The sequence below is a fragment of the Ectopseudomonas toyotomiensis genome (assembly GCF_900115695.1).
Classification (GTDB): domain Bacteria; phylum Pseudomonadota; class Gammaproteobacteria; order Pseudomonadales; family Pseudomonadaceae; genus Aquipseudomonas; species Aquipseudomonas toyotomiensis.
Map to the genome: position 1 here is coordinate 330,261 of NZ_FOXK01000003.1, position 14,054 is coordinate 344,314.

The 14,054-nt window shown below is 63.5% G+C and carries 11 protein-coding genes; 3 read left to right on the plus strand and 8 right to left on the minus strand.

Translation table 11 applies throughout. The features are described 5' to 3' along the window. Positions 1-42: 42 nt before the first annotated feature. The 5 genes from BM186_RS07830 to BM186_RS07850 all read right to left on the minus strand — a co-directional run bounded on the left by BM186_RS07830 (position 43) and on the right by BM186_RS07850 (position 5,148). The gene (locus BM186_RS07830) at positions 43-765 is read right to left on the minus strand and encodes a class II aldolase/adducin family protein (RefSeq protein WP_074914370.1); all 723 of its coding nucleotides are present in this window, start codon (positions 763-765) and stop codon (positions 43-45) included. Next, positions 762-2,276, minus strand: a complete 1,515-nt coding sequence (locus tag BM186_RS07835) for an amino acid ABC transporter permease/ATP-binding protein (protein WP_074914373.1) — start codon at positions 2,274-2,276, stop codon at positions 762-764. The genes BM186_RS07830 and BM186_RS07835 overlap by 4 nt, the downstream gene beginning before the upstream one ends. Positions 2,277-2,403: 127 nt before the next feature. Beyond that, positions 2,404-3,210, minus strand: a complete 807-nt coding sequence (locus tag BM186_RS07840) for an ABC transporter substrate-binding protein (RefSeq protein WP_074914375.1) — start codon at positions 3,208-3,210, stop codon at positions 2,404-2,406. Positions 3,211-3,255: 45 nt separating this feature from the next. Beyond that, complete coding sequence (locus BM186_RS07845; RefSeq protein WP_074914378.1) at positions 3,256-4,296, minus strand: isopenicillin N synthase family dioxygenase; 1,041 nt, start codon at positions 4,294-4,296, stop codon at positions 3,256-3,258. Positions 4,297-4,305: 9 nt separating this feature from the next. Then, positions 4,306-5,148 (minus strand): sugar phosphate isomerase/epimerase family protein, encoded by an 843-nt coding sequence (locus BM186_RS07850; RefSeq protein WP_074914380.1) that lies wholly within the window; start codon positions 5,146-5,148, stop codon positions 4,306-4,308. Positions 5,149-5,569: 421 nt separating this feature from the next. Between BM186_RS07850 and BM186_RS07855 the strand changes: the two genes are divergently transcribed. The 3 genes from BM186_RS07855 (at position 5,570) to BM186_RS07865 (ending at position 8,822) form a co-directional block, all read left to right on the plus strand. After that, a complete protein-coding gene (locus tag BM186_RS07855) occupies positions 5,570-6,463 on the plus strand; it encodes a LysR family transcriptional regulator (protein ID WP_017677412.1) in 894 nt (297 codons plus the stop codon). 117 nt (positions 6,464-6,580) lie between these two features. Continuing rightward, on the plus strand, positions 6,581-8,146 hold the full coding sequence (locus BM186_RS07860) for a methyl-accepting chemotaxis protein (protein WP_074914383.1): 1,566 nt from the start codon (positions 6,581-6,583) through the stop codon (positions 8,144-8,146). Positions 8,147-8,228: 82 nt separating this feature from the next. Then, entirely contained in the window at positions 8,229-8,822 is a 594-nt protein-coding gene (locus tag BM186_RS07865) for a tRNA-uridine aminocarboxypropyltransferase (RefSeq protein ID WP_074914385.1), read from the plus strand. 207 nt (positions 8,823-9,029) lie between these two features. Here the strand turns inward: BM186_RS07865 and BM186_RS07870 are convergent, their stop codons facing one another. Genes BM186_RS07870 through BM186_RS07880 form a run of 3 tightly spaced genes read right to left on the minus strand, consistent with a single transcriptional unit; the run spans position 9,030 to position 13,940 of the window. Next, positions 9,030-10,388, minus strand: coding sequence for an HlyD family type I secretion periplasmic adaptor subunit (locus BM186_RS07870; RefSeq protein WP_074914388.1), 1,359 nt, complete (start codon positions 10,386-10,388; stop codon positions 9,030-9,032). Positions 10,389-10,400: 12 nt separating this feature from the next. Next, positions 10,401-12,551 (minus strand): type I secretion system permease/ATPase, encoded by a 2,151-nt coding sequence (locus BM186_RS07875; RefSeq protein ID WP_099481807.1) that lies wholly within the window; start codon positions 12,549-12,551, stop codon positions 10,401-10,403. 33 nt (positions 12,552-12,584) lie between these two features. Continuing rightward, the gene (locus BM186_RS07880; protein WP_072424672.1) at positions 12,585-13,940 is read right to left on the minus strand and encodes a TolC family outer membrane protein; all 1,356 of its coding nucleotides are present in this window, start codon (positions 13,938-13,940) and stop codon (positions 12,585-12,587) included. Positions 13,941-14,054 lie beyond the last annotated feature (114 nt).

Genomic DNA, 14,054 nt, shown 5'->3' on the forward strand with positions numbered 1-14,054 from the left:
GGCTGTAAGCCCCGGTTCATAAGGTGTGGCGTGGCGCGCGCATCAGTCGCGGTAACTGGTATCGAGGCGATCAAGCTTGCGTAGCCAGGCCTGCCACAGCAGCTGGCGCTGCCATTCGGCGCCCTGCAGCTGCTCGCAGGCATGCTGCGCCAGGTGCGCCGGAATCTCGCTGCAGGGCTGGCCACCACCGGTGGCGGCGAGCTGGATCTCGCAGGCGCGGTTCAGGTAGTACATGACGTAGAAGGCGTCGGCGACGCTGGCGCCGACGCTGAGCAGGCCATGGTGGCGCAGCAGCAGGGCAATGTTGTCGCCCAGCGAGGCCTGGATGCGCGCACGTTCGTCCAGATCCAGCGCCACGCCTTCGTAGGCGTGGTAGCCCAGGCGCTGGTGGAACTCGGTGCTGATCTGGTTGAGCTGCAGCAGGCCATCGTTCTGCGCGGCCACCGCCATGCCAGCCAGGGTATGGGTGTGGATCACGCAGTGGGCGTCGTCGCGGGCCATATGCACGGCGCTGTGGATGGTGAAGCCGGCGACGTTGTAGTCGGCGTTGCCCTCGACCACCTTGCCGTGCATGTCCACCACGATCAGGTCGCTGGCGCGAATCTCCTCGAAGAACAGGCCGAACGGGTTGATCAGAAAACGCGGCTCGCCGTCACCCGGCAGGCGTACGGAAAAATGCGTGTAGAGGGTGTCGTCCCAGCCGAACAGGGCAGCTAGGCGGTAGGCCGCAGCCAGGTCGCGGCGCAGGGTAGTGATGTCGTTCATGCGTTCTCCAGGCCGATGAAGCGGCGTACGCGCTGGTGGTTGCCGTGGTGGATGGCGGCAGGTGAGGCGTCGAGCTGGACATGACCGTCTTCCATGAACAGCACGCGGTCGGATATCGACAGGGCGAAGTCCATCTCGTGGGTGACGATCAGCATCGTCATGCCTTCGCGGGCCAGGTCGCGGATCACCGCGAGCACGTCGCCCACCAGTTCCGGGTCGAGCGCAGAAGTGGGCTCGTCGAACAGCATGATGTCCGGCTGCATGGCCAGGGCGCGGGCGATGGCCACGCGCTGTTGCTGGCCGCCGGACAGCTGGTGCGGATACTTGTCGGCGTGGGCCAGCAGGCCGACCTTGTCCAGCAGCGCGAGGGCCTGGCGACGCAGTTCGGCGCTATCACCCAGGCCGTGGTAGCGCGGCGCGAGCAGGACGTTGTCGACGATGGTGCGGTGGGGGAACAGGTTGAAACTCTGGAACACCATGCCGATGCGCCGCACGCCTTCGCGCTGGCGGCGGTTCTCGGGGCGGTCGCCGGCCTGGATGAAACTCTCGCCGAACAGCACGATCTCGCCTTTGTCGATGCTTTCCAGGCCGTTGACGGTGCGGATCAGCGAGGTCTTGCCGGAGCCGGACGGGCCGATGATGGAGATCACCTCGCCAGGCTGCACGCTCAGGTCGATGCCCTTGAGCACATGGTGGTCGCCGTAGTGCTTGTGGATGTTGCTCAGGTACAGCGCCGCTGGAGTGCCTGGCTCACGAACCCGGGCGTTGCCGGTCGCCACCTGTGGCAGTTCGCTGCGCAGCTTGGTTACCTGGGCATCGCCGAGGGTGCCCGGCTTGCGCCGGCCAAGGTCGAGGTGGCGCTCCAGGTACTGCAGGCCCCAGCCGAACAGGCTGACGATCAGCACGTAGTACACGGCCACGGCGCCGAGGGTTTCCAGCACCATGAAGTTCTGCGCGTAAAGGCGTTGGCCGACCAGCAGCAGTTCGCTGAGGGAGATCACCGAGACCAGTGAGGTCAGCTTGACGATGGTCACGTACTCGTTGGTCAACGTCGGCAGGGCGATGCGAAAGGCCTGCGGCACGACGATCAGCCGCTGCGTGCCAAGCCGGCCAATACCCAGGGCGCGGGCGGCTTCGCGCTGCCCTTTGGCCACCGACAACAAGCCACCACGGTGGATTTCGGCCATGTATGCCGCTTCGGTCAGTACCAGGGCGAACAGACCGGCGTAGAACGGATTGGACAGTACCTTGCCGCTGGCCGGCATCAGTTGCGGCAGGTTGTAGACGAAGATCAGCAGCACCAGCAGCGGCACGCTGCGAAAGAACCATACGTAGATCGCGGCTGGCGCGCTGAGCCAGCGACTGGCGGCTTGCTTGGCACTGGCCAAACCGAAGCCCAGCACCAGGCCGAGCAGCCAGGCCAGGCTGCTGAGTTTCACCACCGTCCAGCACGCCGCCCAGAAGGCCGGCATGGAAAACAGGGAGAAGAAATAGCTCCATTCGAACGGCATATGGGGCACCTGTGACTCAAGCTGAAAAAAGGCCGCTGGCCGGAGCGAGTACCGGCCAGCGGGGTGAAGCGGTCATTCAACGCAGCGGCCGTGGGCGAGTCATGACGGACTCGCCCACGGACTTACCTCAGGCTTCTTCCAGGTTGTATTTCTTCAGCAGTTCGGCGTATTCGCCGCTGGCCTTGAAGTCGTCCAGCGCGGCTTTCAGAGCGTCGAGCAGTTGGGCGTTGCCCTTCTTCACGTAGATGCCCAACACCTGCGGGTAGATCGAACCCTTGGAGCTGATAGCGATGCGGCCCCGGGATTTTTCGACGATCAGCAGCGAAGCGGCGTCGATCTCCAGGTGCGCCTGGATATGGCCGGAGAGCAGCGCCTGGGAGGTTTCCGAGGTAGTCGGGTACTGGTTGATGGTGATGGCGCCGGCGCCCTGTTCCTTGCAGTAGCCGTCGGAAACCTTCTGCAGGGCTGGAATCCACGAAGTGCCCTGTTGCAGGCCGACGGTCAGACCGCACAGCTCTTCTGGTGTGGCCGGTTTCTTCTCGGCGTTGCTGCGCACCATGATCGCGGCGCCGGTCTTGGCGTAGGGGATGGCATCGGCTTTCTCCAGGCGCTCGGGAAGGATGTACATGCCGGAGATGATGGTGTCGAAGCGGCCGGCGTCGAGGCCGAGGATCAGGTTGGGGAAGGTGATGTCGCTGAAGTTCGCCTCCAGGCCCAGACGCTTGGCCAGGGCCGCCGACACTTCCGGGTCGAAGCCTTTCACCTGGTCGCCTTCGTAGTATTCGAACGGTGGGTAGGTAATTTCCATGCCCACTTTCAGCTCGCCGCTGGAGAGGGTCTTGGGTGTTTCGGCGGCGTGGGCGGTGGTGAACAGGCCGGCGAAGGTGCAGGCCAGAGCCAGGGCGGTGCTGCGCAGCGGGGTACGGGTTGCCATTGTGTTTATCTCCGGATCAGTTTGTTGTGTTGGCAGTTGGGAAAGTCACAGCGCGCTCGGCTGGTGCTTCAGGTGGCCGAAGCTGGATGGCGCGCGGGCGCGTTCGGGCAGCTGCAACTGGCCGTCCTCGACGCGCTTCTTCAGGTATTGGTAGGTCTGTAGCGCCTGGCTCCACATGTGCTCGCCGATGCTGATGGTTTCGTAGCTCTGGCCGGTGGCCTCGAACTGCGGCAGCGGGCGGATCTGCGTGTGGTAGTCGCAGGCATAGAAGAACGGGAAGGAGTAGCGCTCCTGGCTGACCTTGCGCACGCGGTGCGAAGTGGCGACGAAGGTGCCGGCGCTCATCACCTCGAGCATGTCGCCGATGTTGACGACGAAGGTGCCTTCGCGCGGCGGTGCGTCGATCCACTGGCCGAGGTCGTTCATCACTTCCAGCCCCGGACGGTCGGCGAGCAGGATGGTGAAACACTCGTAGTCGGTGTGGGCACCGATGCCGGGGGCATCCTGGGCATCGCCGTCGTAGGGGTAGTGGATCAGGCGCAGCTTCGACGGCGGGAAGTTGGCCATCTCGTCGAAGGTGTTTTCCGGCACGCCGAGAGCCAGGGCGAAACCGCGGAACAGCATGCGGCCAAGCTGGAAGATGCGCGCGTAGTAGGCCTGCACCGCCTCCTTGAAGTCAGGCAGAGTGGGCCAGTCGTTGGGCCCCAGCAGCGGCGTGCCGGCCAGTACCAGCGGGTTGTCGGCGGGTACCTCGAAGCCGATGTCGAAGGCTTCCTTGTGGTCCGGCTTGCCGGCGCCGTAGCGTTCCTCGCCCTCGGGCACGAAGCCCTTGTGGCTGGCCGAGGTGCCGATGTAGTGGCGCATCTTGGCGTCCAGGGGCTGGGCGAAATAGTCCTCGGCGGCGCGGTGCAGGCCATCGATCAGCGTCTGCTCAATGCCATGGCCGCTGATGTAGAGAAAACCCACCTCGCGGGCGGCACGGCCCAGGTTCTCGGCCACGGCCAGGCGCGCCGCCGGGTCGCTGCTGAACAGGCCGGCGATGTCGACCACGGGGATTTCGGTGAAATGCTTGGCGTTGGTGTTCATCACGGCTCCTCAGCGACTGGTGAAACGGTGGAAGTGCTGGCGCTCGCAGCGCGCCATCCACTGATTGAGTTGCCACAGGTCGGCCACCGGCACGTCGGTGAAGGGCAGGTGGTGCAGGTAGCCGTCCGGGCCGAATTCGGGGGTCAGGGTGGTGGTCTGCAGGCCACGCTTCTCCTGGCTGCTCCAGATGCTTTCCCAGTGACGCTGGTGGAAGGCCAGCACCTCGGCGTACTCCGGCGCGCCGGGGTGTGGCACCTGTGGGCCCTGGTCATAACCGATGCGGGCCTGGATGTGGTCGACCCGTTCGATGAAGGCGGAGAGGTCGTCGGCGGGGTCGTCGAGCAGGCGCTCGCAGGTCACCAGCCAGTGGCTGATATCGCTGGTGAAGCGCAGTTCGGGGACCTGACGGATCACGTCCAGCGTGACCCAGGGGCTGTACAGGGAACGGCCGCGATGAATTTCGAAACAGACGTGGAGGCCGCAGGCCAATGCCAGTTCGGCGGCGCGACCGAAGAAATCGACCTGTTCGCTCAGCGCCCAGCGATCATTGCCGGGCAGCACGTTGACCAGGCGCGGGCCGAGTTCGGCGGCCCAGTCGAGCTTTATGCGCAGGTCTTCGAGGTGCACCTGCGGGCTGTCGCTCTGACGTGGCAGAACCGGGGTGGAGGTGAACAGGGTGGCGATATAGGGGACATTCTGCTCGCGCAGCAGACGGGCATTGATGGCGCGCTGCGCGGCGGTCTCGGGGATACGCGCTTCGATACCGTCGAAGCCGGCACCGAGCGCTTCGTCGAGCGCTTGCTGCCAACTGCCGCGGTAACCCCAGAGGGTGCGGAAGATTTCCAGTCGCATGGCCGTCTCCTGAAGAGGGCGAAGGTCAGCGGCAGATTGGCAAGGGGCGTGGTGTGGCGCCCGGTGGCAGCCGATTCGAGTCGGCGCCTGGTTATGGCGGCATTGTTGGCTCAGCCTGCGAACGGGTTAAATCGCATCGAACAAATACTTAGTTCAGTGATTGCTGAACTATTGATGCGTGTTGCGCTGCCCCGGATTTCATCCGGGCACCAAGCTAGCGCCGCTCCGTAGGGTGCGCCGCGCGCACCAGTTGTTTCGCCAGTCTGTGCCTAGAGCAGGGCGGTCTAGTTTTGTAGCCCGGATGCAATCCGGGGAAATAGGCTGGGTGTTGTCCCGGATTTCATCCGGGCTACGTTTGCTGGATGTGCCAGGCAGGGGCAGGGCGCTACACTGGCACTCCGTTCATCTGCCGTACGCCGCCATGTCCCTCGCTTTACCCGATCTGAAACTGCTGAAGATCTTCGTCGCCGTGGTGCGTCATCAGGGCTTCGCCGCTGCGCAGCAGGAACTCAATCTTTCCACGTCGGCCATCAGTACCTACATGAGCCAGCTGGAAAGTCAGCTCGGCATCGTGCTTTGCCATCGCGGCCGTGGCGGTTTCAGCCTGACCAGCAAGGGCGAACTGTTCCATCAGGAAACCTTGCGCCTGCTCGGCGAACTGGAAGGTTTCGAGCGTTACTCGGCGGCGCTCAAGGGCGAGTTGCGCGGCACCCTCAACCTCGGTGTGCTGGACTCCACGGTCAGCGATCCGGCCCTGCCATTGGCCGAGGTGATCGGCGCCTACAGCCAGGAGCACCCTGGCGTGCACCTGCACCTGTCGGTGATGAGCCCTTATGAGCTGCAGCTGGCGGTGCTGGACAATCGTCTGGACCTGGCCATCGGTGCTTTCTCCACGCGCATGAACGGCCTGGTCTACCAACCGTTGTATCGCGAGCAACACTGGCTGTATTGCAGCGAGCGGCATGCTCTGTTCGAGCAGAGGCGGATTCCCGAAGAACTGATTACCCAGCAACGCATGGTGGGCCGCGGCTACTGGAGCCAGGCCGAACTGGCTCGCCATGGTTTCAAGCACAGTGCGGCCACGGTGGAGTCGATGGAGGCGCAGCTGATTCTGGTGCTCTCCGGCGCCTACATCGGCTATCTGCCGGAGCACTATGCCCAGCCCTGGGTGGATCAGGGCAAGCTGCGGGTATTGCTGCCAGCGGTATTTGGCTATCAGGCACCGTTCTCGCTGATCCTGCGCCGAGGGCGTACTCGCGAACCGCTGATTCAAACCTTTCGCGATTTGCTCAAAACGCAACTGAATCAGATCTGAAACAGGGTCGTCTTTCTCCTCCGAAAGGCTTAGAGCCTACAACTGGCGCGGTTATTAGGCTGTGCTAGTACTTATTCATACGTCTGTACCAACTTCAATTCGAACAGGGAAGCCTCGATGCGCCAGAACCTGCCCGTGACTCAGCGGGAAAGAACCTTCCCCGCTGATGAACGCCTGATTTCCACCACCGACCTCAACAGCAAGATCACCTACTGCAATGACGCCTTCGTCGAGATCAGCGGCTTCACCCGCGAGGAACTGATCGGCCAGCCGCACAACCTCGTGCGCCACCCGGATATGCCGCCAGCGGTGTTCGGCCATATGTGGGATACCATCAAGCAGGGCAAACCCTGGATGGGCATCGTCAAGAACCGCTCGAAGAATGGCGATTTCTACTGGGTCAGTGCCTACGTCACGCCCGTCTACGAGAACGGCCGAATTTCCGGCTACGAGTCGGTACGCTCATTACCAACCGAGGCCCAGAAACGTCGTGCCGAAGCGCTCTATGCCCGTCTGCGGGCCGGCAAACCACCGGTGCCGAAGCTGGAGTACTGGACCTACGATTTGCTGCGCTCCTGGCCACTGATCGTCGCGTCACTGCTGATCGTTGCGGCGCACTGGGTGGTTTCTGGTTGGCCGCTGATGGCTTTTATCGTGCTGACACTGTTCGCGCTGGGGTCCTACCAGCTTTATCGGATCCGGCAGCTGATTCGCCGTACCCTGGCGGATCATCCGAAAGCCTTTACCAGCGGCCTGGTGGCGCTGACCTACAGCGACAACCGTGGTGTCCAGGCCCTGCTGGACATGGCGATGATCAGTGAGGAGGCGCGCTTGCAGACGGCGTTGACGCGGCTGGAAGATGCTGGCGAGAACGTCAAGAAGCGCGCCACGCAGTCCGCCGAACTGTCGCACTCCAGCGCGCAGATGCTCGATCAACAGCGTGCCGAGACCGATCAATCGGCCACGGCCATCAACCAGATGGCGGCGACCATTCAGGAAGTCGCGCACAACGTGCAGAACACCTCGCATGCTGCCGAAGAGGCTGATCGTCTGGCCCGTGAGGGGCGTGATCTGGCTGTAGGCAGCCTCGATTCCATGCGCCAGATGGCCAAGGCGGTCAACGATATTGGCCAGGCGGTCAACGAACTGGCCAACTCCACGCAGTCCATCGGCAGTGTGGCTGATGTGATCACCTCGATTGCCGAGCAGACCAACCTGCTGGCGCTCAACGCTGCCATCGAGGCCGCGCGGGCAGGGGAGCAGGGCCGCGGTTTTGCGGTGGTGGCCGATGAAGTGCGTTCGCTGGCTTCGCGTACGCGCCAGTCCACCGAGCAGATTCACCAGATCATCGCCGACCTGCGAGCAGGAGCCGAGCGTGCGGTGGTCACGGCGGGCAAGGGCGAGGACATTTCCCGCGGCAGTGTGCAGAGCGTGGAGTCGGTACGCGATGCGCTGGAGGGCATCAGCTCGGCAGTGACGCGCATCACCAGCATGAGCCAGCAGATGGCGGCGGCTTCCGAAGAGCAGAGCCATGTAGCCGAGGACATCAGCCGGCAGATCACTCGTATCGCCCAGCTTTCCGACCACAGCGCCGGGCAGGCGCATCAGGGCGCAGCCATCAGCCGTGAGCTGGAGCAAATGGCCGATTACCTGCACAGCCTGGCGGAGCGCTTCAACCGCTGACTCTGAAGCCGGATGCAGTCTGGGGATTCCCGGATTGCATCCGGGCTTCGCGAGTTCGAGGTGTTCTGGCACACTGCGCGGCATGCCTCGTCCGACCTGCTCCCGCTGCCAGCGCCCGCTTGGCCACTGCCTCTGCCCGCTGATTCCCAACCTCGAGAGTCGTACTCGTGTGCTCATCCTGCAGCACCCGAGCGAGGTCGGCCATGCCCTCAATACCGCTCGCCTGGCTGCGCTTGGGCTACGCAACGCGGAACTGCGCGTCGGTGAGAGATTCGATGATCTGCCGCAATTGCTCGCGCAGCCTGATTATCGCGCCTGCCTGCTGTTTCCCGGCGATGAGGCTGTGGCCCTGACGGGCTACGCGCCCAAGGAGAAACCGCTGCTGCTGGTGGTGCCCGACGGCACCTGGCGCAAGGCGCGCAAGCTGCTGCATCTCAACCCGCTACTGGCGGCGTTGCCGCGCGTGAGTCTGGGAGCCGTGGCCCCGTCGCGCTACCGCCTGCGCAAGGCGCCGGAAGAGGGGGCGCTATCGACTATCGAGGCGATCGTTGCCGCGCTGGATGTGTTGGAGGCCCCGCAGGGTTTCGCTGCGCTGCTGCGGCCCTTCGACGCGTTGATCGAAGGGCAGATCGCGGCGATGGGAGAAGAGGTCTTTATCCGCAATCACCAGCGCTAAGGAGGTGCGCACGACGCACCCTAGGGTAGCACTTCGGTCACGTAGCCCGGATGCAATCCGGGAAACTCTAATGAATGCCCGGCGGTCAAGCGCGAGGCAGGCGCATGTAGGGTGCGCCGCGCGCACCAGCTTTGACGATGTCGGGCCCGGTGCGCACGGCGCACCCTACGGTATCGATTCGGGCTACGCAGCGTGCACGGCTGGTAATCAACGTTCGCGCATGGCTTCCGAGCGCGCCTTGAGCACGGGCTTGAGCAGGTAGGCCAGTACGCTCTTCTCGCCGGTGATGATGTCCACCGTGGCGACCATGCCGGGGATGATCAGCAGCGGGTGTTCCTCGCCACCGAGGTGGCTTTTGTCGGTGCGCACATGGATCAGGTAGAAGCTGTTGCCTTCCTCGTCGGTGATGGTGTCGGCGCTGATCAGCTCGAGGTTGGCCTTGAGCCCGCCGTAGATGGTGTAGTCATAGGCGGTGAACTTGACCATGGCTTTCTGCCCGGGATGCAGGAAGGCCACGTCCTGCGGGCGCACCTTGGCTTCGATCAGCAGGCTGTCATCCAGCGGCACGATTTCCAGCATGTCGCTGCCCGGCTGTACCACGCCACCGATGGTGTTGACCTTGAGCTGTTTGATCACCCCACGCACCGGCGAGGTCACGGTGGTCCGGGTCACCTTGTCCTGAATGGCGACGCTGGTGGCGGTGATCTTCTGCAGTTCTGTGCGTAATTCGTTGAGCTCCTTGAAGGCCTCGGCGCGGAAGGCCAGCTCGGATTCCTCCATCTTGCTCCTGATCTCGCTCATCGCCGCTTCAGCACGCGGGATCGCCAGGTTTGTGGCCTCCAGCGAGCCACGTACTTCCACCACGCTGCGGCGCAGACGCAACACCTCGACCTCGGAAATGGCGCCCGAGGCCACCAGGGGTTGCGACATGTTCAGTTCCTGCTGCAACAGGCCGAGACTGGAACGGTACTGCTGGGACTTGGAGCGAAATTCGGCGAGCTCTTGCTCCTTTTGCCGCAGTTGTTCGCCCAATGTGCGCTGCTCGCTGCGCAGCCGTTGCTGGCGCGAGCGATACAGGGCCAATTGGTCTTCGGCCAGCTGTGGCGCGTCGCGGGTGATTTCTTCGGGCAGTTGCGGTTCGCGGCCTTCGGCTTCTGCGCTCAGTCGTTCGAGACGGGCGATGAGCGCCAGCCGATCCGCTTCGGTTTCCCCGCGATTGGATAGAAAACGCGTGTCATCCAGTCTCAGCAGGGTGTCGCCCTTGTCTACCACCTGGCCTTCGCGCACGAAGATCTCACTGACGATGCCGCCTTCCAGATTCTGGATCACCTGTACCTTGCTCGACGGGATGGCCTTGCCTTCGCCGGTGGTGACCTCTTCCAGCACGGCGAAATTTGCCCAGACCAGCGCTGCCAGCAGGCAGGCGCTGACCACCCAGATCGTGGCGCGGCTTAGCCAGGGCGAGTCCTCCAGAATGGCACCTTCGACTTCCGGCATGAACTCGGTGTCCTGGCGTTTTTCGCGCAGGCTGCCGAAGTAGTTGCCGAGGCTCTGGGTAGCTTGCATCGCACGTCGCTCCTACAGACTGGCCGGGCCGACGCGGCCCTTGCGCAAGGCTTCGATCACCGCTTCCTTCGGCCCGTCCGCCACCACATGGCCGTTGTCCAGCACAGCCAGGCGATCCACCAGGCTGAGCATGGAGGCACGATGGGTGATGAGGATCAGCGTCTTGCCCTGCACCCACTTGTGCAGGCGTTGGCGCAGCAGGTCTTCGCTGGTGTTGTCCATGGCACTGGTGGGTTCGTCGAGTACCAGGATTGGCGGGTCGAGCAGCAGTGCGCGGGCCAGCAGTACGGCCTGGCGCTGGCCGCCGGAGAGCAGCTGGCCGCGTTCGCCTACCGGGCGGTCGAAGCCTTGCGGATGCTGGCGGGCCAGGTCCACCACGCCGGTGAGCTCGGCGACTTCGAGCATGCGCGCGTCGCTGATGTAACGGGCGCCGAGGGTCAGGTTGTCGCGCAGGCTGCCAGCCAGCAGTGGCAGGTCGTGGGCGACGTAGCCGATCTGATGGCGCAGGTCGGCGACGTCGAGTTGGCGCAGGTCGAGGTTGTCCAGCAGGATCTGTCCTTCGTCGGCGCTGTAGAAGGCCATCAGCAATCGCGCCAGAGTGCTCTTGCCCGAACCGCTGCGACCGATGATGCCAAGGCGTTCGCCAGCGCCCAGGCGCAGACTGACATTGGTCAGCGCCGGTGCGCTCTGGCCGGGGTAGGTGAAGCTGATCTGCCGGACTTCCAGTGCCCCTTTGAGCTGGGTGCGATCCAGCGGCCGCTGCTTGTCCTGACGCTCCTGCGGCAGGGCCATCAGGGCATCGGTGCTGGTCATGGTCAGGCGTGCCTGCTGATAGCGAGTGATCAGCCCGGCGATCTGTCCCAGCGGAGCGAGGATGCGGCTGCCGAGCATGTAGCAGGCCACCAGCGCACCGACGCTGAGATTGCCGGCGATGATCAGATAGACCCCCGCGACGATGGTGGCCATGCCGGCGAACTGCTGCAGGAACAGGGTGCCGTTGGTGGCCAGCGAGGCGAGGAATTTTGCATGGCCGTCCAGGCGGGTGAGGGCGCCATGGGTTTGCTCCCATTGGTGCTGACGCTCGCTTTCGGCACCACAGGCCTTGAGCGTTTCCAGGCCACCGAGGGTTTCGATCAGCAGCGCCTGGCGTTGCGAGCCAAGCTGCAGGCTTCTTTGCACAGTGTCGCGCAGGCGTGCCTGAATGATGTAGGCGAACAGCGCGGTGATGGGGAAGGCCAACAGCGGGATGAACACCAGCGGGCCGCCGATCAGCCCGATCACCAGCAGCATCAGCAGGGAGAAAGGCAGATCGATCAGGCTGGTCAGGGTGACCGCGGTGAGAAAATCGCGCAGTCCCTGAAAGTCGTGAATGCTTTGTGCGAAACCGCCCACGCTGGCCGGCCGCGCCTTCATCGACATGCCGGTGATGCGCTCGAACAAGGTGGCCGACAGCACCACGTCGGTCTTCTTGCCTGCCGTGTCGAGCAGGTGCGCGCGTAGCACCTTGAGCAGCAGTTCAAAACCGGTGCCGATAAACAGGCCGATGGCCAACACCCAGAGCGTTGCGGTCGCCTGGTTGGGCACTACACGGTCGTAGGTCTGCATCACGAACAGCGGCACCATCAGGCCCAGCAGGTTGATCAGTAGGCTGGCCAGGACGGCATCGGTGTAGAGCCAGCGCGACAGCTTGAGGGTGTCGCGAAACCAGGCTTCGATGCGTGGCACCAGCGGCGTGCGGGCTTCTTCCAGCTGATGTCGAGGGCGGGCAAAAAAGGCCCGGCCACTGTACTCGGCGGCCAGTTGTTCACGGCTGACCCATTGTTCGCCGCCATCGGTCTCGCAGGGCAGGATCTGCGCCTGCTGCTTCGGCCCCCACTGGCGCAGGACCGCACAGCGACCGTCCTTGAGCAGTAGCAGGACTGGCAGGTTGAGGGCGGAAATGCTGGCAAGCTCGCGCTGTAGCAGGCGCCCCTGCAGCCCGGCCCGTGCCGCAGCACGCGGCAGCAGGTCGGGGCTCATGCGTTGCTCCGGCATGGGCAGGCCGGCACTGAGGGTGCCACGGCTGGCCGAGCAGCCATGTAGCCGGCAGAGGATCAACAAACCATCCAGCAGCGGATCGTCGTGACTGAGCCGCGGATCACTGGACGGGCCTGGCCGTTCCATGGTGGTCAATTTCTACTACTCCTCACGCCGGTACTACTTCATATCCGGCAAGCGTGCCTCGCTCTTCACTTCAGTGAGGGCTACAGCTTCTGCCGGGACTACGACCTGTTGCTGGCGCAACAGATCACCCATTGCCGCAACGACGCGGTACATCGAGAACTCTTCGCCGTAGCGCACCTCGGTGTAACGACGGTTGGCGGTGAACAGCTCGTTTTCGCTGTCGAGCAGGTCGAGCAAGGTGCGTTGGCCCAGGCTGAACTGCTGCTGGTAGGCCTCGCGAACCCGTGAGGTGTAGTCCGCGTAATCACGCGCCTTGGGGGTTTGCAGGCGCGCGTTCTCCATGGCGTTCCAGGCCAGCGAGAGGTTCTCGTTGAGCACGCGCAGCGCGTTGTTGCGGATGTCCATCGACTCGTTGATCTGGTGCGCAGCCGACTGCAGCCGGGCCTTGTCGCGCATGCCGTTGAACAGGTTGTAGTTCATCACCACGGCAGCTCGCCAGGTGTTGTAGTGACCCTCATCGCCCTGCACGTTGTCATCGGCCGAGGTCGCCAGCTCCAGATCGAAGCGTGGGTAGAACGGCGACTTGGCTACCTCGTACTGCTTCTCGGCGGCGTTGACGTCAGCCTGCGCTGATTTCAGGAAGGGATTGTTGTCCATCACGGTCTGCCGCGCAGCGAGTAGATCGGCAGGCATGCCGCCTCTGATCGATGCCGGGCTTTCCAACTGATCCGGCAGACGGCCCACGGCACTGAAGAAGTTGGCTTCGGCATCGGCCAGGTTGACTTCTTCGGTGTAGAGGTTGTTCTGCGCGAGTGCCAAGCGAGCTTCGGACTGGTCCAGGTCGGCAGTGCTGCCCACGCCCTGGCGACTGCGCAAACCGATCTGATCGTTGATGCGCTGGTGTGCCTGCAGGTTGTTGCGCGCCAGGGTGACCATCTCGCGGCGCATCAGCACATCGAGGTACACCTCGACGGTGCGCAGGGCCAGGCTTTCGGACGTACCGAGCAGACGGTAGGCACGGGAGTTGACCACTGCCTGGGTGCGCGCCACCTCGTTGGGCGTGTTGAAACCGTCGAACAGCATCTGCCGCAGCCGCAGTTCGGCATCGCGGTAGTTCAGGGTCTCCTTGTTGTGATCGCCAAGCGCCCGTGTGCTGGGGCTGTCAGTACGTTCCCGGCCATAACCGACCAGCAGGTCGACGGTGGGCAGGTAGCCGCCCTTGGCGAATTTCACGTCTTCATCCGATGAGAGTCGGCTATTGGCGGCAGCGTGGATTTCCGGGTGATTGTCCAACGTGCTCTGAATCGCTTCCGAGAGATTCATGGCTTGCGCCTGACTGCAAACAGTCGCCAAAAGCATGGCGCTCCATAGCGGGGTTAGGGTGCGCATTGGCGTTTCTCCTGACTGATGTTCTTATTCTGTCGCCATAAAAATGGCGTTTTTGCCTGTAAAACCGTTTCAGGCTTGTAACATCAGAGCTAAGAACAACTTTTGGAGAACCTA

Bases quoted from the DNA above. Each gene is read 5' to 3' on its own strand.
- BM186_RS07830 (WP_074914370.1), bottom strand. From the start codon at position 765: ATGAACGACATCACTACCCTGCGCCGCGACCTGGCTGCGGCCTACCGC.
- BM186_RS07835 (WP_074914373.1), bottom strand. From the start codon at position 2,276: ATGCCGTTCGAATGGAGCTATTTCTTCTCCCTGTTTTCCATGCCGGCC.
- BM186_RS07840 (WP_074914375.1), bottom strand. From the start codon at position 3,210: ATGGCAACCCGTACCCCGCTGCGCAGCACCGCCCTGGCTCTGGCCTGC.
- BM186_RS07845 (WP_074914378.1), bottom strand. From the start codon at position 4,296: ATGAACACCAACGCCAAGCATTTCACCGAAATCCCCGTGGTCGACATC.
- BM186_RS07850 (WP_074914380.1), bottom strand. From the start codon at position 5,148: ATGCGACTGGAAATCTTCCGCACCCTCTGGGGTTACCGCGGCAGTTGG.
- BM186_RS07855 (WP_017677412.1), top strand. From the start codon at position 5,570: ATGTCCCTCGCTTTACCCGATCTGAAACTGCTGAAGATCTTCGTCGCC.
- BM186_RS07860 (WP_074914383.1), top strand. From the start codon at position 6,581: ATGCGCCAGAACCTGCCCGTGACTCAGCGGGAAAGAACCTTCCCCGCT.
- BM186_RS07865 (WP_074914385.1), top strand. From the start codon at position 8,229: ATGCCTCGTCCGACCTGCTCCCGCTGCCAGCGCCCGCTTGGCCACTGC.
- BM186_RS07870 (WP_074914388.1), bottom strand. From the start codon at position 10,388: ATGCAAGCTACCCAGAGCCTCGGCAACTACTTCGGCAGCCTGCGCGAA.
- BM186_RS07875 (WP_099481807.1), bottom strand. From the start codon at position 12,551: ATGGAACGGCCAGGCCCGTCCAGTGATCCGCGGCTCAGTCACGACGAT.
- BM186_RS07880 (WP_072424672.1), bottom strand. From the start codon at position 13,940: ATGCGCACCCTAACCCCGCTATGGAGCGCCATGCTTTTGGCGACTGTT.